18 protein-coding genes and 1 pseudogene are annotated in these 25,021 nt (G+C 68.4%); 8 read left to right on the top strand and 11 right to left on the bottom strand.

Annotated elements, in window-relative coordinates; all coding sequences use genetic code 11:
• Window positions 1-27 precede the first annotated feature (27 nt).
• Window positions 28-5,244 (top strand): family 43 glycosylhydrolase, encoded by a 5,217-nt coding sequence (locus tag AB0G20_RS30915; protein ID WP_361308057.1) that lies wholly within the window; start codon window positions 28-30, stop codon window positions 5,242-5,244.
• A 256-nt stretch (window positions 5,245-5,500) separates the two neighbouring features.
• Here the strand turns inward: AB0G20_RS30915 and AB0G20_RS30910 are convergent, their stop codons facing one another.
• Both AB0G20_RS30910 and AB0G20_RS30905 read right to left on the bottom strand, forming a co-directional pair.
• Window positions 5,501-6,721 carry a metallophosphoesterase gene (locus AB0G20_RS30910; RefSeq protein WP_361308055.1) on the bottom strand — a complete coding sequence of 407 codons (1,221 nt, stop codon included), beginning with the start codon at window positions 6,719-6,721 and terminating at the stop codon, window positions 5,501-5,503.
• Between the two features lie 149 nt (window positions 6,722-6,870).
• A complete protein-coding gene (locus AB0G20_RS30905) occupies window positions 6,871-8,349 on the bottom strand; it encodes a non-reducing end alpha-L-arabinofuranosidase family hydrolase (protein ID WP_361308053.1) in 1,479 nt (492 codons plus the stop codon).
• Between the two features lie 822 nt (window positions 8,350-9,171).
• Here AB0G20_RS30905 and AB0G20_RS30900 point away from each other — a divergent pair.
• Window positions 9,172-10,602 carry an endo-1,4-beta-xylanase gene (locus AB0G20_RS30900; RefSeq protein ID WP_361308051.1) on the top strand — a complete coding sequence of 477 codons (1,431 nt, stop codon included), beginning with the start codon at window positions 9,172-9,174 and terminating at the stop codon, window positions 10,600-10,602.
• 100 nt (window positions 10,603-10,702) lie between these two features.
• Window positions 10,703-12,010, top strand: coding sequence for an RICIN domain-containing protein (locus AB0G20_RS30895; RefSeq protein ID WP_361308510.1), 1,308 nt, complete (start codon window positions 10,703-10,705; stop codon window positions 12,008-12,010).
• A 504-nt stretch (window positions 12,011-12,514) separates the two neighbouring features.
• On the opposite strand, the pseudogene AB0G20_RS30890 reads toward AB0G20_RS30895, so the two are convergent.
• The 6 genes and pseudogenes from AB0G20_RS30890 to AB0G20_RS30865 form a co-directional block, all read right to left on the bottom strand.
• Window positions 12,515-12,748, bottom strand: a pseudogene (locus AB0G20_RS30890) (aldo/keto reductase); the annotation flags it as partial.
• A gap of 383 nt (window positions 12,749-13,131) precedes the next feature.
• A complete protein-coding gene (locus AB0G20_RS30885; RefSeq protein WP_361308049.1) occupies window positions 13,132-13,305 on the bottom strand; it encodes a hypothetical protein in 174 nt (57 codons plus the stop codon).
• Window positions 13,306-13,451: 146 nt separating this feature from the next.
• Window positions 13,452-14,120, bottom strand: coding sequence for an NAD(P)H-binding protein (locus AB0G20_RS30880; RefSeq protein ID WP_361308047.1), 669 nt, complete (start codon window positions 14,118-14,120; stop codon window positions 13,452-13,454).
• Entirely contained in the window at window positions 14,117-14,950 is an 834-nt protein-coding gene (locus tag AB0G20_RS30875; RefSeq protein ID WP_361308045.1) for an NAD(P)H-binding protein, read from the bottom strand. The genes AB0G20_RS30880 and AB0G20_RS30875 overlap by 4 nt, the downstream gene beginning before the upstream one ends.
• Before the next feature lie 155 nt (window positions 14,951-15,105).
• Window positions 15,106-16,026 carry an RNA polymerase sigma-70 factor gene (locus AB0G20_RS30870; protein ID WP_361308043.1) on the bottom strand — a complete coding sequence of 307 codons (921 nt, stop codon included), beginning with the start codon at window positions 16,024-16,026 and terminating at the stop codon, window positions 15,106-15,108.
• 181 nt (window positions 16,027-16,207) lie between these two features.
• Window positions 16,208-16,681, bottom strand: coding sequence for a carboxymuconolactone decarboxylase family protein (locus tag AB0G20_RS30865; protein ID WP_361308041.1), 474 nt, complete (start codon window positions 16,679-16,681; stop codon window positions 16,208-16,210).
• A gap of 170 nt (window positions 16,682-16,851) precedes the next feature.
• On the opposite strand from AB0G20_RS30865, the gene AB0G20_RS30860 reads away from it, so the two are divergent.
• Window positions 16,852-17,235, top strand: coding sequence for a DoxX family protein (locus AB0G20_RS30860; RefSeq protein WP_361308508.1), 384 nt, complete (start codon window positions 16,852-16,854; stop codon window positions 17,233-17,235).
• Window positions 17,236-17,446: 211 nt separating this feature from the next.
• On the opposite strand, the gene AB0G20_RS30855 is transcribed toward AB0G20_RS30860, so the two are convergent.
• Both AB0G20_RS30855 and AB0G20_RS30850 read right to left on the bottom strand, forming a co-directional pair.
• Window positions 17,447-18,643, bottom strand: a complete 1,197-nt coding sequence (locus AB0G20_RS30855; RefSeq protein ID WP_361308039.1) for an FAD-dependent oxidoreductase — start codon at window positions 18,641-18,643, stop codon at window positions 17,447-17,449.
• Window positions 18,644-18,756: 113 nt separating this feature from the next.
• Window positions 18,757-19,209 (bottom strand): nuclear transport factor 2 family protein, encoded by a 453-nt coding sequence (locus tag AB0G20_RS30850; protein WP_361308037.1) that lies wholly within the window; start codon window positions 19,207-19,209, stop codon window positions 18,757-18,759.
• Window positions 19,210-19,375: 166 nt separating this feature from the next.
• Here AB0G20_RS30850 and AB0G20_RS30845 point away from each other — a divergent pair, with 166 nt between their 5' ends.
• On the top strand, window positions 19,376-20,266 hold the full coding sequence (locus AB0G20_RS30845) for a LysR family transcriptional regulator (RefSeq protein ID WP_361308035.1): 891 nt from the start codon (window positions 19,376-19,378) through the stop codon (window positions 20,264-20,266).
• A gap of 101 nt (window positions 20,267-20,367) precedes the next feature.
• Here AB0G20_RS30845 and AB0G20_RS30840 read toward each other — a convergent pair whose 3' ends face one another.
• Window positions 20,368-20,823 carry an Lrp/AsnC family transcriptional regulator gene (locus tag AB0G20_RS30840; protein WP_361308033.1) on the bottom strand — a complete coding sequence of 152 codons (456 nt, stop codon included), beginning with the start codon at window positions 20,821-20,823 and terminating at the stop codon, window positions 20,368-20,370.
• 95 nt (window positions 20,824-20,918) lie between these two features.
• On the opposite strand from AB0G20_RS30840, the gene AB0G20_RS30835 reads away from it, so the two are divergent.
• From AB0G20_RS30835 to AB0G20_RS30825, 3 genes are all read left to right on the top strand, one after another.
• Window positions 20,919-21,794, top strand: coding sequence for a TIGR03619 family F420-dependent LLM class oxidoreductase (locus AB0G20_RS30835; RefSeq protein ID WP_361308031.1), 876 nt, complete (start codon window positions 20,919-20,921; stop codon window positions 21,792-21,794).
• Window positions 21,791-22,219, top strand: a complete 429-nt coding sequence (locus tag AB0G20_RS30830) for a nucleoside deaminase (RefSeq protein ID WP_361308029.1) — start codon at window positions 21,791-21,793, stop codon at window positions 22,217-22,219. The genes AB0G20_RS30835 and AB0G20_RS30830 overlap by 4 nt, the downstream gene beginning before the upstream one ends.
• 2,007 nt (window positions 22,220-24,226) lie before the next feature.
• Window positions 24,227-25,009: a hypothetical protein gene (locus AB0G20_RS30825; protein ID WP_261680454.1), complete on the top strand. Its 783-nt coding sequence runs from the start codon at window positions 24,227-24,229 to the stop codon at window positions 25,007-25,009.
• Window positions 25,010-25,021: the final 12 nt, after the last annotated feature.

Here is a 25,021-nt window from a genome sequence, read left to right as displayed (position 1 = left end):
AGCCATGCCTCAGCAGGGAACCTCGACATGACGCACGTCGCACGCCTTCGCAGCCGCGCGAGACGTCGGGCGGGCCATCTCGCCGGACTGACCGCCGCGTCGATGCTGCTCACCCTCGCCGGACCCATCGCCTCCGCCGAGGCGGCACCGGCGGCTCCGGTGGCCGAAGCCGCGGACATCACCGAGGGCCTCGCCCTGTGGTACAAGCTCGACGCGAGCTCCGGCGGCACCGTCACCGACGCCTCCGGCAACGGCCGGAACGGCACGATCAGTGGCACCGCCGACTGGTCGGCATCCGGCCAGGGGCTCGCCTTCAACGGGTCGGACACCTACGTCAAGGTGCCGGACGACGTCATGAAAGGCATGGACGCGATCACCGTCTCCATGGACGTACTGATCGACTCCGCCCAGAGCACGCCCTACTTCCTCTACGGCTTCGGCAACACCAGCGCGGGGACCGGCAACGGTTACCTGTTCACCACGGGCAACTCCTTCCGCACCTCCGTCGCGACGGGCAACTGGTCGACCGAGCAGACCACCAAGCCGTCCGACTCCCACAACCTGACCCGCGGGGTGTGGAAGCACATCACCTACGCCCAGACCGGCTCCACGGGCGTGCTCTACGAGGACGGTGTCGAGGTCGGCCGCAATACCGCGGTCACCACCACTCCGGGAGCCATCGGCTCCGGCACCACCAAGGCCAACTACATCGGCAAGTCCGTCTACGACGGCGACAAGCTCTTCAAGGGCCGCATCCGCGACTTCCGCGTCTACGACCGGGCACTGGACGGCACGGAGGTCGAGCAGCTCTCCCTCCCCGTCGCCACGCAGGGCGTCGCCGACGACAAGGACGCCCTCAGTCTCGGCGACACCAGCGGCGTCACCTCCGACCTGGACCTGCCGAAGACCGGCCCGGCCGGCGGCTCCTCCATCACCTGGGACAGCGACAACCCGTCCGTCGTCTCGGACACCGGCAAGGTGACCCGCCCCGAGGCCGGCTCACCGGACGGCCGGGCCACGCTCACGGCGACCCTGAAGAAGGGCACGGTGACCGGCACCAAGACCTTCGACGTCACGGTCCGGCCCGGGCTCGACGACGCCGCCGCCACCCGGCAGGCCGCCGAGGCGCTCACGGTCCACAACCTCGACGACGTACGCGGCAACCTCACCCTGCCCAGGAGCGGCGACTACGGCACGGCCGTCACCTGGTCCTCCGCGAAACCGGACGTCCTCTCCGCCGACGGCGAGGTCCACCGCCCCGCACACGGCGACGGCGCCACCACCGTCGAGCTGACCGCCACCGTCACCAAGGGCGAGGCCAAGGCCACCCGCGTCATGACGGCCAAGGTGCCCGAACTGCCCGCCGACGCGGCCCTCAAGGGCTACATGTTCAGCTACTTCACCGGCGAGGGCACCTCGGACGGCGAACAGCTCTACGCGGCCCTCAGCAAGGGCAACGACCCGCTGCACTGGCGCGAGTTGAACGACGGCAAGCCGGTCCTCACCTCCACGCTCGGCGAGAAGGGCCTGCGCGACCCGTTCATCATCCGCTCCCCGGAGGGCGACAAGTTCTACCAGATCGCCACCGACCTCAGGATCTACGGCAACGGCGACTGGGACGCCTCCCAGCGCACCGGCAGCAAGTCCATCATGGTCTGGGAGTCCACCGACCTGGTCCACTGGACGAACCAGCGCCTGGTCAAGGTCTCACCCGACAGCGCGGGCAACACCTGGGCGCCGGAGGCGTTCTACGACGCCGAGCGCGGCGAGTACGTCGTCTTCTGGGCGTCGAAGCTGTACGACAACGCCGACCACTCCGGCGACACGTACAACCGCATGATGTACGCCACCACCCGTGACTTCCACACCTTCAGCGAGCCCAAGGTCTGGATCGACCGCGGCTACTCGGTCATCGACTCCACGATGATCCGGCACGACGGCACGTACTACCGCCTGTCCAAGGACGAGCGGAACAACTCCTCCTCCACCCCCAACAGCAAGTTCATCTTCGAGGAGAAGAGCGACTCGATCCTGAACCCGTCCTGGACCGCCGTCGCCGAGGGCATCGGCAAGGGCGCGATGAATGCCGCCGAGGGACCGCTGGTGTTCAAGTCCAACACCGAGGAGAAGTGGTACGCGTTCCTCGACGAGTTCGGCGGCCGCGGCTACATCCCCTTCGAGACGACGGACCTCGACTCCGGCACCTGGACCCCGTCCACCGGCTACGACCTTCCGTCCAAGCCCCGCCACGGCACCGTCCTGCCGGTCACCCAGGCCGAGTACGACCGGCTGCTGCGCGCCTACCAGCCGGACCAGATCGTGAAGAGCGTCGAGGACGTGTCGGTGAAGACGCGGGTCGGCCAGGCACCGGTCCTGCCGGCCACGGTCGTCGCCGAGTACGCCGACGGCGTCAAGCGGCCCGTCGCGGTCACCTGGGAGGACGTGCCGGCGTCGAAGTACGCCCAGGCCGGCACCTTCACCGTGACCGGCAGCCTGCCGAACGGCGCCGCGGTTCCGGTCCGGGCCGAAGTCACCGTGTCCGACGAGGGGCCGGACGTCCCGGCCGACCTGCTGCTGCACTACGACTTCGACGAGACCGGCGGCAGCATCGCCCGTGACTCCAGCGGTCGCGGCCACCACGGCACCTATGTGCGGACGCCCGGGTTCGGCACCGGTGTCGAGGGCGGCTCGTTCAAGATGTCCGGCGGCTCCGACTCGCCGTACGTGAAGATCCCGAACGGTGTGCTGAAGAACGCCGACAGCGTGACGGTGTCGACGTACGCCAAGTGGAAGGGCGGCAGCAGCTTCCAGTGGCTGTTCGGGCTCGGGCCCGACAGCGACAAGTACCTGTTCGCCACTCCGTCCAACGGCGGCTCCAGCCTCTACTCGGCCATCACGAAGGCGAGTTGGTCAGCGGAGTCGAAGCTGACGGCCGGCTCGCAGCTCACGCCCGGCCAGTGGCGGCACGTCACGGTGACGCTGGACGGCGCCACCGGCACGGTGATCCTCTACGCCGACGGTGTCGAGGCGGCCCGCACGACGACCACCATCAAGCCGTCCGAGCTGTACGACGCGGCCAAGGACTACAGCGGCTACATCGGCCGGTCCCTGTACGCGGCCGACCCCTACTTCGGCGGCGAGGTCGACGACTTCCGCATCTACGACCGTGCCCTCACGGGCGCCGAGGTCATGGAACTCAGCGGCAACACGGCGGGCATCGCCAAGGCGACGCACCCGGCGCTCAAGGTCGACGCCCTCATCGACAACGCGGGCGGCACGATCACCCTGCCGATGAAGGAGGGCACCGATCTCACCGCGCTGGCACCGGAGTTCGCGCTCGCCGCGGACGCGACGATCAGCCCCGCCTCCGGCAGCGTGCGCGACTTCACCCAGCCGGTGACGTACGAGGTCACCGGTTCGGACGGCAAGAAGCGCACCTGGAAGGTCTCGGCGCCGATCATGAAGACACCGGTCCTGCCGGGTCTGAACGCCGACCCGAACATCGAGCGCTTCGGCGACACCTTCTACATCTACCCGACGACCGACGGCTTCGAGGGCTGGAGCGGCACGCAGTTCAAGGCCTACTCCTCCACGGACCTGGTCCACTGGAAGGACCACGGCGTCATCCTCGACCTGGGGCCGGACGTCAGCTGGGCGGACAGCAGGGCCTGGGCGCCGGCCATGACGGAGAAGGACGGGAAGTACTACTTCTACTTCTGCGCCGACGCGAACATCGGCGTCGCGGTGTCCGACTCGCCCACCGGGCCGTTCAAGGACGCCCTGGGCAAGCCGCTGCTGAAGGCCGGTGACTTCCGCGGCCAGATGATCGACCCGGCGGTCTTCACCGACGACGACGGCAAGAAGTACCTCTACTGGGGCAACGGCCGCGCCTATGTCGTCCCGCTGGGCGACGACATGACCTCCATCGACACCTCGAAGGTCACGGACATCACCCCGAGCGGCTACAACGAGGGCACCTTCGTCATCAAGCGCAAGGGCACCTACTACTTCATGTGGTCGGAGAACGACACCCGGGACGAGAACTACCGCGTCGCCTACGCGACCGGCCCCTCGCCCACCGGCCCGTGGACCAAGCAGGGCGTGATCCTGGAGAAGGACCTGTCCCTGGGCATCAAGGGGCCGGGCCATCACTCCGTCGTCCACGTCCCGAACACCGACGACTGGTACATCGCCTACCACCGCTTCGCCATCCCCGGCGGAGACGGCACCCACCGCGAAACGACCATCGACAAGCTGGAGTTCGACTCCGACGGACTGATCGAGAAGGTCGTCCCGACCCTCGGCGGCATCGACCCGGTCACCGTCGTCCACGCCGGGCCGGACGCCACCGGAGCCGAAGGCGAGGCGATCACGCTCGCCGGCACCATCTCCGGGGCGGGCACGCCGAAGTGGACCGTCCAGGACGGCGCCCCGTGCGCCGTCAAGGACCCCGCAGCGGCCCGGACGACCCTCACCTGCACCGACGACGGCACCTTCCAGGTCACCCTGACCGGCGGGCGCGGCACCGACACCGCGACCGTCAAGGTCTCCAACGCCGCCCCGTCGATCACGTCCGCCAAGGGCCCCGGCGCACCCCTCCCGGTGGGCAGGACCGCCGTCGTCACCGTGTCCTTCGACGACCCGGGCACGGCCGACCGCCACACTTGCAAGGTCGACTTCAAGGACGGCAGCCGGCCGGCGACCGGCACGGTCACCGACTCCGGCTGCCGCGCCGCACACGTCTACGACGAAGCGGGCATCCACCGCCCGGTCGTCACGGTCACCGACGATGACGAGGGCACGGACAGCACCACGCTCGCGGAGCTGATCGTCTACGACCGTGCCGCCGGCCCCGCTGCCGGCGCCGGCACGATCACCTCGCCGGCGGGTGCCTACCCGGCCAAGCCGGGGCTGACCGGCAAGGCGGCGTTCACCCTGGGCGCCCAGTACAGGAAGGGAGCCACTGTCCCCACCGGCAAGGCCACGTTCGTCTTCGGCTCCGCCCGGCTCGCCTTCCGCTCGACCGGCTCCGACTGGCTCGTGGTGAACGGCTCCCGGGCCGTCTACCAGGGCACCGGCACGGTGGGCGGCAAGAGCGGCTACGCCTTCAGAGTCACCGCCACCGACGGCCCGGACACCTTCCGCATCAAGATCTGGAACAAGTCCACCGGCGATGTCCTCTACGACAACAAGACCGGCGCCACGACGAAGGGCGTCATCACCATCGGAAACCACCGGCGCTAGGTCCGTCCGCAACGGCCGAGTGCCGAGGAGGACATCGGCGACGAGGGGCACCTGACGGGCATCCGCCCTGATCAGGTGCCCCTCTCTCACAGTGAAGCGTGGGAGCCCTTTCTGGTCGTGCCCGCAGCCGACTCCGGCCAGGACCCCGCTGATCGCGCGCGTACGGGGGTGCGGCCCTCAGGGAGGGCCGGGAGCGTCACAGCGGTCGGTCGTTCGGCGGAGGTCAGCGCCGTCCCGCCGGGCTGCCCGCCCAGTGCTACGGCGAGGTGGGCAGGTGGGGGGAGCGGAGCACGAGCAGGGTGATCTCGCTGGGTGCGAAGACGCGGAACGGCGGGCCCCAGAAGCCGGTGCCGCGGCTGGTGTAGAGGAGGGTGCGCATGCCGTGGTGGCTCAGGCCGGCGAGGGCGGGCTGGTCGGTGCGGACCAGGTGGTGGAAGGGCCAGATCTGGCCGCCGTGGGTGTGGCCGGAGAGCTGGAGGTCGATGCCGTCGGCTGCCGCACGGTCGACGAACTTGGGCTGGTGTGCCAAGAGCAGGACGGGTAGGTCGGGGTCGGCGCCGTTCAAGGCTCCCGCGAGGTGGGCGCGGTGGCCTGCCAGGCCGGAGGACTCGGCGGTTACGTCATCCACGCCGGCCACCACGAGGGTGTCGCCTCCGCGTTCGAGCAGCAGATGGCGGTTGCGCAGCGGCTCCCAGCCCAGCTCGTCCATCAGGTCGACCCAGCCCTGGGCCTCGCTGTAGTACTCGTGGTTGCCGGTGACGTACACACGGGCCCGGGTGGCCTGCACGGTACCGAGTGGGACGGCTTGGGCACGGCGGCGTTCGGCCGTACCGTCCGCGATGTCGCCGGTGTGGCAGACCAGGTCGGCTTCCAGCGTGTTCACCGTCTCGCACACCCGCGCCGACCAGCGAGTGCGATCTAGCGGGCCGTAGTGGGTGTCGGTGATGAGGACGACGCGGAGGCCGTCCAACCCGGCACCCAGCCGTGGGAGTTGCACGTCGAGTCGGCGCACGCGCGGCACGCGGCGGGCTTCGGCGTACCCCCAGGCGAGTAGTACGGCGGTCGTGCCGAGGACGGCCCACGTGACGATTCGGGCCCGGTCCTGACTCTCGCCGACGCCGGCCACGGTCAGGGCCAGCCGCAACAGGACGCCGAGCAGAAGGGACCAGGTGAACAGAACCCAGCTGGTGCCCAGCAGGGTGTCACCGACGATCGCCGCCCGGTCCTGCTGGCGCCGGCCGTGGCCGCGCGCCATCGCGAGCGGCATACCGACGAGGCCGAGGGCGCACAGGGCGGTGCCGACCAGCGTGACGGGCAGCGGCCAGTGCTGGCCGGTGTGCAGGAGCACCCAGCAGGGCACGGCCCACAGCAGGACGGGGGCGATCAGGGGGAGGTAGCGCATCAGGCGGTGCAGTCGGCTCGGCCGCGGAGCGTGCGCTTCGCTGTCGGCGGGTCGGGTGTTGCTGGTGTCGGTCACGCTTCCCCTGTCTGACCGGGCTGCCGTCTCGCGCACTGTATCCGGTCGCCCTCGGGCCGACCGGACCGGCGTTCCGACCTGGGGCGGGCTCGGCGTTCCGCCGAGCCCGCCCCGCCGGCTCCCTACCGGGGCCGGACTCGTGTCACGCCTCAGCGCTGTCGTGTCAGCAGCCCCGGCCGGTAGGGCCAGTGGCCGTACTCGCCGCCGGAGTTGGGGCTGCGCCCCTGGTAGAGGAACTGAAGGTTGCACGGATCGACGGTGAAGGTCTGATCGGCGGTGGTGCGGATCAGTTCGCCGTGGCTGATGTCGTTGGTCCAGGTGGCGCCGCTGTTGGCCTTGCCCGCGAAGGGGTTGCTCTCGGTCGCGGCCTGGGGTGTCCATGAGCCGTTCAGACTGGTGGCCGTGAACGAGCGGAAGTAGCGGCCCTGCGAGCCGATCGCCTCGACGATCATGAGGTAGCGGTTCTGGCCCTGGAGCTTGTAGACCTGCGGGGCTTCGAACAGGTTGTTCTTCGTGTCGCTCATGATCGTTGTGTAGGCCGAGCCGAAACTGCTCGGGAAGTTCCCGATCGGCATGCTGGCCCGGTAGATCTTGCCGTTGTCACCGGCGAAGAACAGGTACATGTTCTGGCCGTCGGCGATGAGCGTCTGGTCGATGGGGCCGGTGTCGGAGCCGGTGATGCTTCCGGAGAAGAGCACCTGCTGTGCGGACCAGCCATTGGGGTTGGAGGGGTCACTGGACGTCCGGTAGGAGAAGGCGCTCCCACCTCCCCACTGGTAGGCCATCACCCAGATGTTCTTCGGCGCGAAGTAGAAGAGCGTGGGTGCCACGACGGAGTTCGACATCTTGTTCTGGCTGGCCGAGGCCATCTCCGGCCAGTTGCTGAACAGGCCGAAGTTCATCGAACCCCAGCCCACTCCCGTTCCCGCGGCGCCGTGCGTCGTCGCATAGACGAGATGCTTGCCGTTGTAGGGGACGACGGTGAAGTCCTTGAGCGAGGCCCACCCGGCCTTGGGCTGCGCCAGCGCGCCCGTCGATGTCCAGCGGTATGTCGACGGAAGATCGCACGGGCCGGGATTGTCGCCGCCGACCTTGACGAGCTGCCACTGCTGGTTGGTGCCACCCCAGTCGTCGTACTGGACGATGTTCGCGTTGTCGGCGGTGGAGGCGCCTTGCACTTCGAGGGCCTTGTTGCTGTGGCGCGAGACGAGCCTCACGTAGCCGTCCGAGCTGTCGGCCAGCCGCCACTGCTGGTTGGTGGCGTTCAGGTCGGCCCACTGGACGATCGAGCCGCCGTTCGCGGTGGACCAGTTGTGGACGTCCAGCACCTTGCCCGAGTGGCGGGACTTGATGCGGTAGTAGCCGCCCCCGGAATCGACGAACTGCCACTGCTGCTGGGCCTGATCGTTCCTGGCCCACTGGGTGATGCGGGCGCCGTCGCCGGTCGCCATGTTGTAGACATCCAGGGCCTTGCCGCTGTTGCGGTTGACCAGCACATACGAGGCGTTGGGATCTATGGTCGCCGCGCCGGCGGGCTGGGCACCGATGAAGGTGGCCATGAGCAGCAAGGGCGCAAGGACGGCGAGTAAGCGTCTCAGGCGGACCGGGGACGGGTGGCGAAACCACACAGTAGGCCTCCTTTGGGGCGGGGGTGGGGTGACCCCGATGAACCGCGGAGCGGACGTGTTGGAGGGCAGGGGCAATCTCGAATGTTTCGAAGAATTCCCGGATGCTTCGACGCCACAAGCTAGGAATGTGCTGCCCTCCGGTCAAGGCTTGTCGCCGATCTGTCCACAAACAGCGCCTCCCCTTAGGGCTTGGCAAGCTGTCACGCCGGCCGGGAACACGCAGGGGTTTGCGATCCGGCTCGCCAGTCCGGGGCGTCCGCGCGGAGGAGAGAAGTCGAGCAAGCGGCGTCCGCACGCTCGTTCCGGCCCGAGACCCGACCCCGGCCCTGCGGAACTCGCCGAAGGCGGCGCCGGGGTTCGCCGACCGGCTCGCCGGGATTCCGGAAAGTTTCGGGCGAGCGACCGAAACTTCTTCTGCGGGGAGTATTGACGATCCATCGTCAACACCTCAATCATCCCAGTCTGAGAACGCGGTCATAGTTCGAGATGTCGAACCACGTCGGCCCTGAGTCATCGTGCTGCACGGCAGAACCACGCACAGAAGCACGGCAGTTCCACGCACAGAAGCACCGCAGATCCACGCACCACAGCACCTGCGCCACCCCGTCACGTTCCGGTGAGGTTCCCACCAGCGCATCCCGGCTCTTCGCGTTGGCTCTTCGCGCAGTTGAAGAAGTACGCGGCCCGGTCTCATGACCGCGGTATCCGGTAATTCCGTGCTGCCCGGGTTCCGGCCCGCCCCGTCCGTCTGCCGAGTGGGAGCGGACGACGCATTCCCCCGCGCTCCAGTCGTTCCGTGATTTCTACCTTGGAGGCACAGTCATGGGCACGTATGCCCTTCCCAGACCGGTTGTCCGCCGGAAGATCCGAAGCCTGCTGTTGGCGCTGCTCGTCGGCGTCCTCGGTACGGTCGCCGCACTGGTCGCGCCGCCGACCGCCCACGCCGCCGAGAACACGCTCGGCGCCGCTGCGGCGCAGAGCGGCCGCTACTTCGGCACCGCCATCGCCTCGGGCAGGCTCGGCGATTCGGCGTACACGACGATCGCGAACCGTGAGTTCAACTCGGTGACGGCCGAGAACGAGATGAAGATCGACGCCACCGAACCCCAGCGGGGCCAGTTCAACTTCACCGCCGCTGACCGCGTCTACAACTGGGCGGTGCAGAACGGCAAGCAGGTGAGGGGCCACACCCTGGCCTGGCACTCCCAGCAGCCCGGCTGGATGCAGAGCCTCAGCGGCAGCACACTGCGCCAGGCGATGATCGGCCACATCAACGGCGTGATGGCCCACTACAAGGGCAAGATCGCCCAGTGGGACGTCGTGAACGAGGCCTTCGAAGACGGCAACTCGGGAGCCCGGCGCGACTCCAACCTGCAACGCACCGGCAACGACTGGATCGAGGTCGCCTTCCGCACCGCCCGCGCCGCCGACCCGGCCGCCAAGCTCTGCTACAACGACTACAACGTCGAGAACTGGACCTGGGCCAAAACCCAGGCCATGTACCGCATGGTCCGAGACTTCAAGCAGCGCGGCGTGCCGATCGACTGCGTCGGCTTCCAGTCGCACTTCAACAGCGGCAGCCCCTACAACAGCAACTTCCGCACCACCCTGCAGAACTTCGCCGCCCTCGGCGTCGACGTGGCCATCACCGAACTCGACATCCAGGGCGCTTCGGCCACGACCTACGCCAACGTGACCAACGACTGTCTGGCCGTCCCGCGCTGCCTCGGCATCACCGTCTGGGGTGTGCGCGACACCGACTCCTGGCGACCGGGGGACACGCCGCTGCTGTTCAACGGCAACGGCAGCAAGAAGCCCGCCTACACCGCCGTCCTCAACACACTCAACGGCGGCTCTACCACGCCCCCTTCGGATGGCGGACAGATCAAGGGCGTCGGTTCGGGCCGCTGCCTGGACGTGCCCGGCACCAGCACCACCGACGGCACCCAGCTCCAGCTGTGGGACTGCAACAACGGCACCAACCAGCAGTGGACGCACACCGCCGCCGGCGAGCTCAGGATCTACGGCAACAAGTGCCTGGACGCCGCCGGCACCGGCAACGGCACCAAAGTCCAGATCTACAGCTGCTGGGGCGGCGACAACCAGAAATGGCGCCTCAACTCCGACGGATCCATCGTCGGCGTCCAGTCCGGCCTCTGCCTCGACGCCGTCGCAAGCGGCACAGCCAACGGCACCCTGATCCAGCTCTACTCCTGCTCGAACGGCGGCAACCAACGCTGGACCCGCACCTGATGGGGCCTGCCACAAACGAAAGGGTGAGTCGATGAAGACCGACGGTGCGGCTTCCCCCGCCCCTTTACGCAGACATCGCTGGTGGTCCCGGATCGCCGCCGTGGTGGCGGCAGCCCTCGCGATCGGCATGCTCACCGCCGTGAATCCGACGCCCGCCGAGGCGGCGACGGTGGACACCAACGCCTGGTACGTCCTGGTCAATCGCAACAGCGGCAAGGCGCTGGACGTCTCCGGCACGTCCACCGCCGACGGCGCGCGGGTCGGCCAGTGGACGCGCAGCGACGCAGCCAACCAGCAGTGGCAGTTCGTGGACTCCGGCGGCGGCTTCTACCGCCTCAAGGCCCGGCATTCGGGCAAGGTTCTCGACGTGGCCGGCGCCTCGACCGCGGACGGTGCCGCGATCCAGCAGTGGGCCGACCACAACGGGGCCAACCAGCAGTTCCGCCTGGCCGACTCCGACGCAGGCCACGTCCGGCTGATCAACCGCACCAGCAGCAAGGCGGTGGAGGTGCAGGGCGCCTCCACCGCCGACGGCGGCAACGTCGTCCAGTACTCCGACTGGGGCGGCGCCAACCAGCAATGGCAGATGATCAAGCTGTCGTCCGGTGGCGGTGGCGGTGGCGGATGCGGCAGCGCCCCGACCCTGGCGAGCGGTACACACACGATTCAGAGCGGCGGCAAGAGCCGCAGCTTCATCCTCAGGGTTCCCGCCAACTACGACAACAGCCACCGCTACCGGCTGATCTTCGCGTTCCACTGGCGGGGCGGAACCGCCGGCGACGTCGCCTCGGGCGGCACGAGCGGGAACGCCTGGTCCTACTACGGCCAACAGGAACAGTCGAACAACGGCGCGATCCTCGTCGCTCCCCAGGGCCTCGGCAACGGCTGGGCCAATTCGGGCGGTGAGGACATCACCTTCGTCGACGACATGATCCGGCGGATCGAGGGCGGCCTCTGTGTCAACCCGGCACAGCGCTTCGCCACGGGATTCAGCTGGGGCGGCGGTATGAGCTACGCACTCGCATGCAGCCGGGCGAACGCCTTCAGGGCCGTCGCGGTCATCTCCGGCGCCCAGATCAGCGGGTGCAGCGGCGGCACCCAGCCCATCGCCTACTTCGGAATCCACGGCATCAGCGACAACGTCCTCGGCATCGCACAAGGACGGTCCCTGCGCGACAAGTTCGTCGCCAACAACGGCTGCACTGCCCAGAGCCCGCGCGAGCCCGCCCCGGGCAGCCGTACGCACGTCACCACCACCTACTCGGGCTGCCGTGCCGGGTACCCGGTCCAATGGGCCGCCTTCGACGGAGGCCACATACCCGGTCCGGTAGACGGCTCCCCCAACGAAAGCGGCGTCACCACCTGGACCAAGGCAGAGATCTGGAGGTTCTTCGCACAGTTCCAGTGACCCGCCTGCACCGCGGAGTGGAGCCAGGATCATCCTGGCTCCACTCCGTCGGCGTCTGCCCCAGGCTCTAGAAGAAGCCCAGCTTCTTCGGCGCATACGACACCAGCAGGTTCTTCGTCTGCTGGTGGTACACGCCTGACCTCGCTCCTGACCTTCGGCAAAGAGCGGAAACGTCGAGGGCCAGGCTGAGTCGGGCCGCACCTGGTCCGGATCTTGATGAGTGGTGCGTGATGCCGGCGAGTGGGCCGCGGTACCACATGGCACAGTTTGTCGAGACCGTCCAGCGGTGTCCCTCTGATCGAGAGCGGGGGCGTATTGCAAGGTCGGGCCTCGTGGTCCGGGCGAGTCCGCACAGTCGGTGAGACGTGCGTGCGAGCGCGTGCGACGGCCGAGACGAAGAAGCCCCGCAGGCATGGTCCGACGGGGCTCCTGCGCGCGGCCGCCGGAGAGCCGTCTCGTCGCTGGTGAGGTGTGGACCGGTACGCGGAACACCGCCGTCGTCCGTTACTTGTCGACCAGCGACATGTGGTGCTCGTTGTAACGGTCCCCCTGAACCCCGGCCCGGCCGGCGAGTTCGTTGAGGTCCGCAAGTTCGTCGGGGGACAACGGCAGCTTCGTGGCGCCGGAGTTCTCGTCGATTCGCGCGATGTGTCGTGCGCCCGGAATCGGAACGATCCACGGGTGCTGTGCGAGCAGCCAGGCGAGTGCGACCTGCCCGGGCGTGGCGCTCCAAGACCGTGCTGAGCAGGACGATGCCGCGCAGGTTCGACGACGACGAGTTCAAGACCGAGCATGGCGCTTACTCCAGTACTGGACCAGCTGTTCGTGGGGTTCAGCGGCTTCCGCGGGAATCGTCCTGCTCAGCGGGGCGTCTTCGCGGCCCGGAGGGGTGATCCGGCCCTCCTCCACCTGCTGCTGGAGCCGGTCGAGGGTCTTCCCCCGAATTCGACCGCGCTCATCTCGGGAAAGGGCTCATCCGAAGGAGCCGGACGCCGTCCGCTTCTGGTCCGCTGCCCAGGACGTCGGCAGACGCAATCCGTCGTACGAAGGGGAACCGGGTGCTGCGGTCCACACGATGATGTGCTGCTCGGGATCCGGTACCGCGGTGGCGATCAGCGCCGTCAGGAGTGTGGCGACGGCGAGTTGTCGAGGGCGTCGAGTTCGACCAGGCGGACCTGGGTGTAGACGGTGCTGTCGAAGCCGCGCAGCGAGAGTTCCAGGACAAGGACCGACGTGAGGAATCCGGCGAACAGCCCCGTGAACACGAGGCTGACGAAACGGGCGTACTTCGTCATGATCACGTTCTTTCGTGAGGGGTGACCCGGACGGCGAAGTGACGGGCGGGACGGCCGAGGCATCTTCACCACCTTGTTGGCTACCGTCGTGGATCGTCGCTCGCCTTCTCACCCGCAGCCCGGGTCGTGTGCGTGGCTGGTATTCGTCAGTTCGCGATTCCGACGACCTGCTCGATGCTGTCCGGCTGGTTCACCATGGCCAGCATGTGGTGGGCGACGTCGGCGCGCGGCACGGAGAACCCGCCCCGGATGTTGCGGTTCCACGCGGTCCGGTACGTGCCGGTCAGGGGCTTGTCGGTGAGCTTGGGCGGGCGCGACACCGTCCATTCCAGTCCACTGTCGCGCAGGGTCTGCTCGGTGACGGCGAGGTCGGCGTAGTGCCGGCCGAACATCGCCCGGGTCAACGGGACTCCCAGGTAGCGCATGAAGAAGCCGTCGCCGGGATCGTGCCTGGGTGGCGTCGGCCGGCCGGGCAGCGGCACCGGTCCGACGGGGGCGGCGCTGACGATGATGATCCGCCGCACGTGCTCGGCCTGCATCGCCTCGACGATCGCGCGAGTGCCACGCGAGGTGATACCCGCGTCCGCGCGCGGGTTTCGCGGGCCGAGAGCGGACAGTACGGCGTCGGCGCCGCGTACCGCCGCGGCGAGCGTCGGCATGTCGGGTCGGGTGAGGTCGACGGCGACCGTCCGGACGCCGTCCGGCAGCGCAGGTGGGCGGCGGGCCACGGCGGTCACGTCATGCCCGCCGGCTACCGCCTGCTCGACCAGGTGCCGTCCGATACCGCCGGTGGCGGCGACGATCGTGAGTTTCATCGGGGTCCTCCCGCGGTGAAGGCGGCACGGTGGTCCTGCGCCCAGGTGGCGTACGTACGTGCCGGGCGGCCCAGCAGCCGCCGCACGGTGTCGGTGGTGGGCCCGGCCTCGCGGGCGTAGTCGGCCAGCGAGCCGAGCAGCCGGTCGGGTACCTCGTCGGGCAGGCCGGCGGCGAGCATGCCGCGGCGGATCTCGTCCGGTGAGGCCTCGACGAACGACAGTGTCCGGTCCAGCGCCGTGCCGAGCGCGGCGACCTTCTCCGGCTGGCTCAGCGACTGCTCTCCGGTGAGCAGGTACGTCTGACCGCGGTGCCGCGGGTCGGTCAGGGCGAGGGCGGCCACCGCGGCGATGTCACGCTCGTCGACGGTCGAGGTCCTCGCGTGCGGGTATGCCCCTCGCACGGTCCCGGTCGCCCGGATCTGGCCGGCCCAGGCCAGGGTGTTGGCGGCGAAATCGGCGCAGCGCAGGATCGTCCAGTCCAGGCCGCTCCCCTTGGCGACGTCCTCGACCGCGTGGAACTGCTGCCGGAAGCGTGCGTGCCCGGCCGGGTACTGCACGGTCACGGCGGACAGTACGACCACTCTTGCCGCGCCCGTCCCGCGGGCGCGGGCCAACAGGTCGACAGCGGTGGATCCGGCGGCACGCGGGCTGAGCAGAACGGCCTCCACGCCGTCGAGGGTGGGAACCTTCGCGGGGTGGACGAGCTGTGTGCCCGCGGGGAATTCGGCGTGCGGGTCGCGGGTGACAGCGGCGATCTTCGCTCCCCTCTCAACCAGGAGGCGGACGGTTTCCCGGCCGACGACGCCGGTGGCCCCGGTAATCAGGATCATGACTGAACCCCCAGTAGGTGTGTCGACAGTCGATCTTGCGCGGTGGATGATCACGGTTCGTATCGCGGGAAGACGTCACGGGCGAGCCGTGCGCCAGGATCATCGGCATGCGGCACTGAAGCCTCCGGTCCTGCCCTGTCAGGTTGGTCGGGAGATCACTGGGTTTTACGGGTCTGCTTCACTTCCTGGTCGACGGCCCAGGCGTCGGCGACCGGGCCGAGGTGGCTGAGCTTGTCGGGGTTGATGACCGCGCGGATCGTCTGGATCTGCCCGTCGAGTGTGTCGAGGGCGAGGATGTGGAGGATTTTGCCGTCGCGGTCGCGGAAGAGCGCGCCCGGCTGGCCGTTGACCTCGTGCGGTTCGAACGTGATGGCGATCCGGGCCATGAGCGGGTAGACGGTGGCGAGCAGCCTGGCCACGTTCTCGGCGCCGGTGACGGCCCTGGCCAGCTGCGGTGCCTTGCCACCGCCGTCCCCGACGAGCTGGACGTCGGCGGACAGCAGATTCTGCAGTCCGTCCACGTCTCCCTGCGTCAGTGCCTCGAAGAACCGCCTCGCCAGCTCCTGCCGCTCCTGGCGGTCCGCTTCGAACCGGGGCCGTCCCTCGTGCATGTGGCGGCGTGCCCGTACGAGCAGCTGTCGGCACGCGGCCTCCGAGCGCCCCACGGCGGTGGCGATCTCGTCGAAGCCGAAGGCGAAGACCTCCCGCAGCACGAACACCGACCGCTCCAGCGGACTGAGCCGCTCCAGGAGCAGCAGCGCCGCCATCGACACCGAGTCGGCCAGCTCCGCCGCGCGGGCCGGGTCCTCGTACGGATCGTCCAGCAGCGGCTCGGGCAACCACGGTCCGACGTACTTCTCCCGCCGCACCCGGGCGGAGCGCAGCACGTCGATCGCGATCCGGGTCACCGTGGCTGACAAGAACGCCTTGGCCGACACGGGCCGGGTTCTCGAGGCGTCGTAGCGGAGCCAGGTCTCCTGTACCGCGTCCTCCGCCTCGCCCACGCTGCCCAGGATCCGGTACGCGATCGAGAACAGCAGCGGCCGCAGCTCCTCGAACTCCTCGACCTTGCCCACGCCGACTCCCCCCTTTGCGGTCCGTGTGCCCGGCCGGACCCGTGTCGGCGAGGCATCTTTCGAAGATCATCCGATGTGTGAGCGGAGCGGACAACGCCCGCGCCCGCGGACGACCTGATGGCCTTGAGCATGGCGTCCCGGTCCCGGCAGGCCTGACCCGGGCCAGGGGTGCGGTGGCGGTTCAGTGGAACTGGCCGACCTGGTAATCGCCGGCCGGCTGCTGGGTGATGATGTTCAGCCGGTTCACCGTGTTCATGAACGAGACCAACAGCACGAGGGCCGTGAGCTGCTCCTCGTCATAGTGATGGGCGGCACGCGCCCACACCTCGTCGCTGACCCCGGTGGCCGCGTCCGCGACCCGGGTCCCCTGCTCGGCCAATGCGAGCGCGGCGCGTTCAGCCTCGGTGAAGACCGTTGCTTCCCGCCAAGCCGCGATCAAGTTCAGCCGCACCGGGCTCTCGCCGGCCGCGGCGGCTTCCTTGGTGTGCATGTCGATGCAGGCCGCGCAGCCGTTGATCTGGCTCACGCGCAGCGCTACCAACTCCTGCGTCGTGGCTGACAGCGGCGATTCCTTCAGCTCCCGGCCGGCCGACATCAAGTACTTGAGGGCCTTGCCGGCAGCCGGGTTGGCGAAGTAGTTCAGTCGCGCGTCCATCGTGTGCTCCTCCACGTTCGTCGATGCCTTCACCCCCAAGACGAGGCGGCCCTCACGCCTGTGACACGACGCGGTGTGACCCACGTCTCTCCGCTGACCGGACTCGGGATGTCATAGGCCGAGTCGCTGCCTCGTCTCAGGTACGGAAGTCCTCGATCAGGGAGTTGATGATGAACGTCGCGCTGTGGATCATCGCTGGGGTGCTCGCCGCCGTCTGCCTGGTGGGCAGCTCCAAGATGTTCGTGCCGCAGGAGAAGCTGGCCGCGATGGGCTCCTCTGCGCAGTGGGTCCTGGAGTTCAGCCCCGGCGCTCTCAAGGCCATCGGCGCCGTCGAGCTGCTGGCTGCGGTCGGCCTGATTCTGCCCGCGGTGCTCGACATCGCGCCGGTGCTGGTGCCGCTGGCCGCCACCGGACTCGTTCTGCTGTTCGCCTGCGCGGTCACCATGCGTCTGCGCCGTGGCGAGAAGGCCACGATCGCCGGCGACCTGATCTACCTCGCCCTTGCCGCCTTCATCGCATGGGGCCGTTTCGGCCCCGAGTCCTTCACCGGCTGACCATCGGCGCATATCAGTCGAGCGCCGAAGTGCCGGGCACACTCCAGGTCGTACCGATACGCCTACCAGTCAACGGAGTTGGCTACGACGTCACTCTCTTCGGCAATGAACACCCGCCTACTACAACAGCTTCGTCGCTATTGAACTTGCGCCGCGCCGCACAAAGAACACAGCCGAGTGCCGGGACCCACGTCGGCTGCCGGTGCGCGGTTCAGGCGGACTGCTCGGCGGTGGCCGCCGTCTCGCGGCGCTGGGCCCGCAGCAGTCGGCGGCCCTGTTCGCCCTTGGACCAGGTGTGGGAGCCGGGCTTGCGTGCCTCGTTCACCAGCTGCTTGATGGTGTGCTTGCACACGAACTCCTTCACCTTCGCGCCTGTCCGGCCGCCGAGGTGGAGCCGCTTGGCGGTGTCGTCCCGGTGGGCGAACTGGAAAATGCCCGCACGGCGCCCCAGGCTGATGCACTGGCCGGCGAACCCCAGGTCGATCGGTGCGGGCCGCTTGTTCGCGATGCGGCTGAGCACCGTGTCGGCGGCGTGTGCGCCCAGCGGGCCGGCGGCCTGGCAGCTCATCCGGAACGGCATGTCCGACGGTGCCGCCGAGTCCCCGGCGGCGACGATCCACTCGTCGTCGATGCTCGTCAGGGTCTCGTCGGTGAGCAGGCGGCCCAGGGTGTCGGTGCTGAGCCCGCTGCGGGCGGCCAGGTCCGGCACGCCGAACCCGGCGGTCCAGACGGTGACCGCGCTCGACAGCTCACGGCCGTCGCCGAGCCGCACACTGCCACCGGTCACCTCCGTGACCTTCGTGCCGGGGCCCTGCAGCACGGTCACACCGAGGCCGGTCAGCCGCTCGGCGACCGAGCGGCGGCCGTTCGGATGCAGGTAGGGGCCGAGGAGCCCGCCGCAGACCAGGGTCACGGTGCGGCCCGCCTCCGCCAGTTCGGCGGCGGTCTCGATGCCGGTCGGACCAGCGCCGACCACCGTCACCGGGGCCGTGGCGGGGGCGGCGTCGAGGACCGACCGCAGGCGCCGCGCCTCCTCGAACGTGGCGATCGGGTGGGCGAACTCGGCAGCTCCGGGCACGCCCGGATCGGCGCTGCCGCTGCCCACCGCGTAGATCAGGTAGTCGTAGCCGACCGTGCCGCCGCTCGCCAGCTCCACCCTTCGCCCCGTCGCGTCGATCCGGGTCACGGTGTCGACCACCAGCCGGACGCGTTCGCCCAGGACCTTCCGGTAGTCGTTGACGGCCTTGTGCGTCCCGCCCGCCAACTGGTGCAGTCGGATCCGCTCGACGAAGTCCGGGCGGCAGTTGATCAGCGTCACGGTCACGTCGTCGCGCTGCGTCAGCCGGTTGGCCGCCATGACCCCGGCGTAACCGCCGCCGATCACGACGACTTCGGTGTTCTCAGCCATGGCTTCTTTCCTCCGCTGTATAGGAATTCGCGTTTCAGGAATTCGCGCACGCAAGATGTCGACTTGGCGCGCAAGATGTCGACTTCGCACACCGTGACGGCGTGCGGGACTGATCAGCTGAGGCCGAGGCGCTTCGGCGCCGAGCCGCGGAGCGGGGTGGAGTCCAGGTACCGGACCTCGTAGATGCGTTCGCTGAACTTCCAGCCGTCGGCGGTTCGCTCGTAACGGTCTTGGTACAAGGCGTAGTTCAGGTGCGAGCTGCCGTCGCGCATCCGTCCGAACTCCTGGATGTATGCCCGGCCGGCCGCGGTGTCGCCGTCCAGCCGGATGACGCCCGGGTGGACGTTCTGCACGAAGAACTCCCAGAGCGACTGGCCCCACTCGATCCCCGCGCGGATCTCCTCGCGGCCGACGAACTCCTTGTCGATGTGCGGCCAGCGCATGGCGCCCTCGGGCGTGAACAGCGAGACGGCGCGTTCGAAGTCACGCATCATCACCGCGTCCGTGAGCTCGGCTCGCAGCGCCTCTATCTCGACGCGATCGGCGATGGCCCGCATGTCGCCCATCGGTTTCCCTCCCCATCCATGTGTGCGTCAGGCGGGTGCCGCCTGTCCGGTGGTGATGGATCCAGCATCGGCGCGGGCGAACAGCGGAACAATGTAAGGTTCCTTGGGCTATTCATAATGTGACGGTTATGTATGGGTGGCGGTTACGCATGAATGGGGGTTGTGCGTGGAGCTGCGTGACATCGAGATCTTCCTGACCTTGGCCGAGGAGTTGCACTTCGGCCGCACCGCGGAGCGGCTTCATGTGTCCCAGGCCCGCGTCAGTCAGGCCATCGCCAAGCAGGAACGGCGTCTGGGCGTCGTCCTGTTCGACCGCAGCAGCCGGCGCGTCGCCCTGACCCCGGTCGGCCGGCGTCTTCGCGAGGACCTCCAGCAGGCCGTCGACCTTCTCCGGGAGGGGCTCGCCCGCGCCGAAGCGGCCGGTGCGAGGACGGGGCAGACCCTGCGTCTGGGTGTGTTCGGCCATGCCGGCCACGAACTGCGCCCTCTCATCGAGGCCTTCCGCGCCCGCCACCCCGGCAGCGACGTCCAGTTCGGCGAGATCAACGGCAGCGACCCGTTCACCGCGCTGCGCACCGGAGAGCACGACGCGCACGTGCTGTGGCTTCCGGTGGCCGAACCGGACCTCACGGTCGGCCCGACCCTACTGACCGGAGGCCGCGTGCTCGCCGTGGCGGCGGACCATCCGCTGGCCGAGCGCGGCACCGCGTCGCTGGAGGACCTCGGCGACAACCACGTCGTCGACTTCGGCCCCGAGGCCCCCGAGTACTGGATCGCTGCCATGGTCCCCACTCGTACGCCGCTCGGTCGCCGTATCCCGCGTGGGCCCGCCGCGCGAACCTTCCACGAGGTTCTCTCCCTGGTGGCCTCCGGACAGTGCGTCCACCCGCTGGGCGAGATCGCCGCCCGCTACAACCGTCCCCCCGGCATCGTCTTCCTCCCCATGCCTGACGCCCCCACCCTCCACTTCGCCCTCACCTGGCGATCCACCGACGACAGCCCCACCCTCCGCGCACTGGCCCAGACCGCCGCCGACCACGGCCCCATCTCCATATGACAGCGGATGAAGGGCAGTTGATGGTCGCCGCTGCTCTACGCCAGGCCGGCCCCCGGCGATGGAGTGACGTCCGCGCAACGTCAGCGCCTACCTGACGTTGTTCACCCGAAGCCCCCCGGACCGCGCAACGGGAGCGTCCGGCTGAGGACGAGGTTGGTGGTGGTGCTCCCGAACTCGGCCAGCTCGTCGACGATCTCCTCCAGGTGGGCCATCGACGTGGCCACCACCTTCATGACGTAGCAGTCGTCTCCGGTGGTGCGAAGGCACTCCAGGATCTCCGAGCGCTCCTCCAGCAGCCGGCGCAGCGGCTGGTGCCGGGTTCCCGGCCCCGGGTACTTGAGCCGGACCACCGCCATCACCGGGTAACCGGTCCGCTCCGGGTTCACCTCCGCCCGGTACCCAGTGATCACCCCGGCCTCCTCGAGCCGACGCACCCGCTCCTTGGTCGCCGACGCGCTCAGGTTCACCCGCCGCGCCAGCTCGGTGAACGGGATCCGGCCGTCCCGTTGGACTTCTGCCAGGATCGCCCAGTCCGTCACGTCGAGACTCTCGGTCATACGCCCATTCTACCGGCGGATCCACGGCCGAACCGCCTCTGAACAGGCGGGAATCCCTTCTGGCGACCTATGCGCCCTGCCTAGGGTTGGGCCCTATGAAGATCGGAGTGAACGTCCCCAATTTCGGCCCGGGCACCGACCCCGGAGTGTTGCGAAGCTGGGCCCAGACCGTGGAGGGCCTGGGCTTCGACCTACTGATGATCTCGGACCACATAGCCATTACGCCGGATGTCGCCGAGCGCTACCCGGCACCCTTCTACGAGCCCTTCACCACCCTGTCCTGGCTGGCCGGCCTCACCACCCGTATCCAGCTCGGCACGACAGTCCTCATCGCTCCCTACCGGCACCCGCTGCTCACCGCCCGAATGGCGGCCAATCTGAATGAGCTGAGCGGCGGCCGGCTGATCCTCGGCGTGGGAGTGGGCTGGGCGCGGCAGGAGTTCACCGCCCTCGACATCCCGTTCTCACAGCGCGGACGGCTGACCGACAGCCACCTGCGGGACATCCGGGCCGCCTGGAAGGACACCGCCTCATACGGAGACCGCCGGATCCCGGTGTGGGTCGGCGGCAACAGCGACGCGGGGCTGCGCCGGGCCGTACGACTCGCAGACGCATGGCATCCGCTGCACCCCACCATGCCGTGGCTGCGCGAAGCCGCAGGCAGGCTGCAGACGTACGCGGACGAGCAACACTTGCCCGTGCCCGCCCTGGCTCCCCGCATCGCCCTGCGACTCACCAAGGAACCGGTCGACGGAGCGGGACGGCCCGCCGGTGAGGGCACCATCGACCAGATCATGGACGACCTCGACCAACTTCGGCTGCTGGGAGCCAAGTCCGTCGTCCTCGACACCTACGAGGGCGACCCCCACACGACATATCACCCGCAGGCGGCCTGGCAAGCCCTCGCCACCGTGGCCGCGCACCTTCTCCCGCCCAACACCCCACCCCGCACCGCGAGGGAGCAGTCATGACCACACCCGACGACCACACCCTCCTCCGACAGGCCATCTCTCTCGCGGCCAAGGCACGCACGAGCGGCAACCCGCCCTTTGGATCTCTGTTGGCAGGACCGGACGGGACGATCCTGGCCGAGGAGCACAACACCACCCTCACCGACAACGACGTCACCGCACACCCGGAACTCAAATTGGCGAGGTGGGCCGCAAGAGAACTCGACGCGCAGACGGCGGCAGGCACCACCATGTACACCAGTTGCCAGCCTTGCGGGATGTGCGAGGCCGTCATCCAATGGGCAGGACTGGGGCGAGTGGTGTTCGCCCTGTCCAACGAACAGCTCCTGGACATCAGGCCGGGTAGCAGCCGACCGCCCGTGCCGCAGGACGGCCCCGCGCTGCTCGAAGAGGTACGGGCCGCAGTCGAGCCCTACTACCGCTGACCGCCGGGCCCAGGGCAGAGCCCGCCACCAGCGGAACGCACCTGGGTACGCTCACCCCTCCAAAGGAGCCACACCCATTTTGTGCAGAGAAGCACACGCCGCCGTTGGCCGCCGCGCAATCCGACCTCATCGGGGCTGAGCTTGGCACGGCGTGCCTTGAGGAACTCACTCGGTCAGGTGCGGGTTGCGGTTCATGATCTCCAGCGTCGCCCACAGGCCAGGTGTTGTGACGGGGAAGGACTCTTCCTACGTCGGGCGCGACCTGGCCGCCGAGTGAGCGCACCGCTCGACGTCCGCCGGGCCCACCACCATGCCGTTGAGCAGGAATCAGGCGCGCAGCATCCGGTCGGGGTGTGTCCCGGGTCCTCCTCCGTGACGGAGACAACCGGCGTGGTCTGGCCGCGCTCACCGCTGCGCCCGGGCCACGTCACGCCGTGGCTGATCGTCATTGCCGGGGCGTTGTTTCCAGTGGCTGCCGCCGGGCGACTGGAGGGTCTCGGCTGTGCTGGTTCGCGCTTGGTTGGCGACAGGGCGACTGGGGGCCTGTCGCCCGGTGTTGCCGGCGGTTCGGGTGCTGCTTACGGATACCAGGGGGCGCTGCGGTCGTGAGCCGGTGGCTCGTGGGGTCGTGTCCCTCGGCGCTATTCGGTCCGCGACTGGTCCGGGGAATCCCCCTTGGATTTCGGACAGTGACTCGAAAACCCGATTGATCGCATTGGGTGCCTGCGATGTCGGGTTGCCTGGTGGAGCGCAACGATGCCCCAGGCAACCCGACTTCAGGCTCTAGAAGAAGCCAAGCTTCCGAGGGCTGCAAGAACAAAGAATGTTCTTCGTCTGCTGGTGGTACAGAGATAGCGCATCGCTGACCAGCGCAAGTGTGACCGTCGAGAATTGGGTGGGGTCGTTGGCCCGAGAATGGTCCGGACCGTGATTGATGATGCTCCCCGGCCGGGTTCTTGCTTGAGTGGACCTTCGCCCGGATCGCGCTCTTCTTCCATGCGAGTGTGGTGCAACCAGCAGTGGAGCGGGGCCGCGACTTTCGCAGATGCGCCCCCCGCAGGAGGAATCAGTCTCGGTCAGGGTCACCTGGGCCACGGAAAGCGCGCTTTGCTCGATGCCACGACTCGGCAACGTCGGGCAGCTGGTTCCGGATGGCGGAGTCCACCGGTTCATGTCCTTCTGTGAAGGCGGTCGAACCGGAGGTGGCCAGTGGGCAGACCTCAGCTCGACCGCCACGGCAAGGCGTGTGGTCAGCTGAGGTCCTGCCGACGTTCAGAACTCAGGTGGCGCGGTGCCAACGCGACATGAGATGGGCGCTCCCTATTGCGAAACCGCGAACAGGAGAAAGGCAGAAGCGATCCTTGCCATCCTGAGCGTCGGTCCCAGGTCTCCGGGTGGTGTGGTGGGGGCTCGAAGGTCCCCGATGGTTTCATCACGGCCAACGCCGCTAATCTGTGGGCGAGTTAAGTTCGGCGGGATGGTCGGGCGGTTCGTACATCCCTGTAGGCGGTGTGGATCAGAGCCTCGCCAAGGGCGGCTCCTGGTCCTTGCGGTACCGCACGGTGCCCTACCCCTGCGCATAGGCGAAGGCGGTCCGCGACCAAGACCTCGCCGCCGTCGACCGCACGCTGCGGATCACGTAGTGACGGGCACGAGTGCTCGCCTCGACACGCGCGCCCGCACTGAACTGTCCGGCCCGACGGCGGACCGTCCCAGGTGGAGAAGACCACCGCAAACGAACTCCCTGGCCGCCTTTACCGACCCGGACAGCATGAGGCCCTGCGAGCCTCGGCGCGCCCACACGACATTTCCGCCAGCGCGCCGCGCGATCATCCGAGCTGCTTCGCCCGAACTCCGCGCCGAACTGGCCACCGCCTGCCCGGTGACCAGCGGTGGCGGCTGCTCGGACGCGTACCTCGAGTCCGTCACCAGGCCGTCGCAGGGGTGCTCGACCGAATTGGGGAACTGTGCCAACAGGATCTCCACGCATGAAGCAAAATTCTGCATATGAGCGAACATAGGCCACTTTTCGTGGCGGAGGGGCGCGCATCCGAGGTGGATGTGCTGCTGATGGAAGACGAGTTGGGGCCTGGTGCCGTCAAGGGAGGGCAGGGAGAGGTCACCTTGCCTTTCCGGGAGCCGAGCTACATATCGATCGGTGAGCCCGTGGTCATCGGGCTGGACCCGCAGGTGGAGGTCTCGGATGAGCTCAGGCGCCAGTTCGACGACTTCGAGTTCCACCAAGTGCAGTTGACGTGCTCCTTCCAGGCCGCGGTCGGCTCCCGGTTCACCCACGCGCGGTTCACGGCGGAGCTCGTCACCACTGTCGACGGAGGGGAGCCGTCCACCGGGGCGCAGGCGATCGCGTACGACCTCTTCCCTCTGCGGCTGGAGGAGGCCCGAACCGTATCGGTCATCTCGCAACGTCCGGGACTGGACGTCACCTTCGGCTTCGAGCCGGTTGAGGCGACACTGGCGCTGCCATCGCGTGAGCGTATGGAGGAGAGAATCCAGTACACCAGTCGAGTCGAAGCCTTTGATCTCCGCGGGACCCGGCCGGCGTGGAACTTCTACCGCACGGAACAGCGGGAGATCAGTGGGCCGCATCGACTGTTCATGCTTGTCCGCAAGCCCAAGGGCACTACCGTGCAGGCCACCTTCGGGTTGAGCACTACGGTTCAGTTCATGATGGGTGGTCACGGCTTTGCTCCCGTCGATCTGGTGATGCTGTTTCGGCGGCGCAACCGGTCAGGCGTGTTGACCGACGAGCCGAGCATCCCTCTCTGCTGAGCTCGGATTTGG

Origin of the sequence: Streptomyces sp. NPDC024017 (assembly GCF_040638895.1) — a bacterium.
Lineage (GTDB): Bacteria > Actinomycetota > Actinomycetes > Streptomycetales > Streptomycetaceae > Streptomyces.
The sequence above is the reverse complement of the archived record's forward strand: the minus strand, read 5'-3'. Positions and strand labels throughout refer to the sequence as shown.

Excerpts from the sequence above, each read along its gene's own strand:
- AB0G20_RS30875 (WP_361308045.1), bottom strand. The coding sequence starts at position 14,950 with ATGATCCTGATTACCGGGGCCACCGGCGTCGTCGGCCGGGAAACCGTC.
- AB0G20_RS30825 (WP_261680454.1), top strand. The coding sequence starts at position 24,227 with ATGAGCGAACATAGGCCACTTTTCGTGGCGGAGGGGCGCGCATCCGAG.
- AB0G20_RS30850 (WP_361308037.1), bottom strand. The coding sequence starts at position 19,209 with ATGGGCGACATGCGGGCCATCGCCGATCGCGTCGAGATAGAGGCGCTG.
- AB0G20_RS30900 (WP_361308051.1), top strand. The coding sequence starts at position 9,172 with ATGGGCACGTATGCCCTTCCCAGACCGGTTGTCCGCCGGAAGATCCGA.
- AB0G20_RS30840 (WP_361308033.1), bottom strand. The coding sequence starts at position 20,823 with ATGACCGAGAGTCTCGACGTGACGGACTGGGCGATCCTGGCAGAAGTC.
- AB0G20_RS30915 (WP_361308057.1), top strand. The coding sequence starts at position 28 with ATGACGCACGTCGCACGCCTTCGCAGCCGCGCGAGACGTCGGGCGGGC.
- AB0G20_RS30855 (WP_361308039.1), bottom strand. The coding sequence starts at position 18,643 with ATGGCTGAGAACACCGAAGTCGTCGTGATCGGCGGCGGTTACGCCGGG.
- AB0G20_RS30860 (WP_361308508.1), top strand. The coding sequence starts at position 16,852 with ATGAACGTCGCGCTGTGGATCATCGCTGGGGTGCTCGCCGCCGTCTGC.
- AB0G20_RS30880 (WP_361308047.1), bottom strand. The coding sequence starts at position 14,120 with ATGAAACTCACGATCGTCGCCGCCACCGGCGGTATCGGACGGCACCTG.
- AB0G20_RS30835 (WP_361308031.1), top strand. The coding sequence starts at position 20,919 with ATGAAGATCGGAGTGAACGTCCCCAATTTCGGCCCGGGCACCGACCCC.
- AB0G20_RS30865 (WP_361308041.1), bottom strand. The coding sequence starts at position 16,681 with ATGGACGCGCGACTGAACTACTTCGCCAACCCGGCTGCCGGCAAGGCC.
- AB0G20_RS30830 (WP_361308029.1), top strand. The coding sequence starts at position 21,791 with ATGACCACACCCGACGACCACACCCTCCTCCGACAGGCCATCTCTCTC.
- AB0G20_RS30885 (WP_361308049.1), bottom strand. The coding sequence starts at position 13,305 with ATGACGAAGTACGCCCGTTTCGTCAGCCTCGTGTTCACGGGGCTGTTC.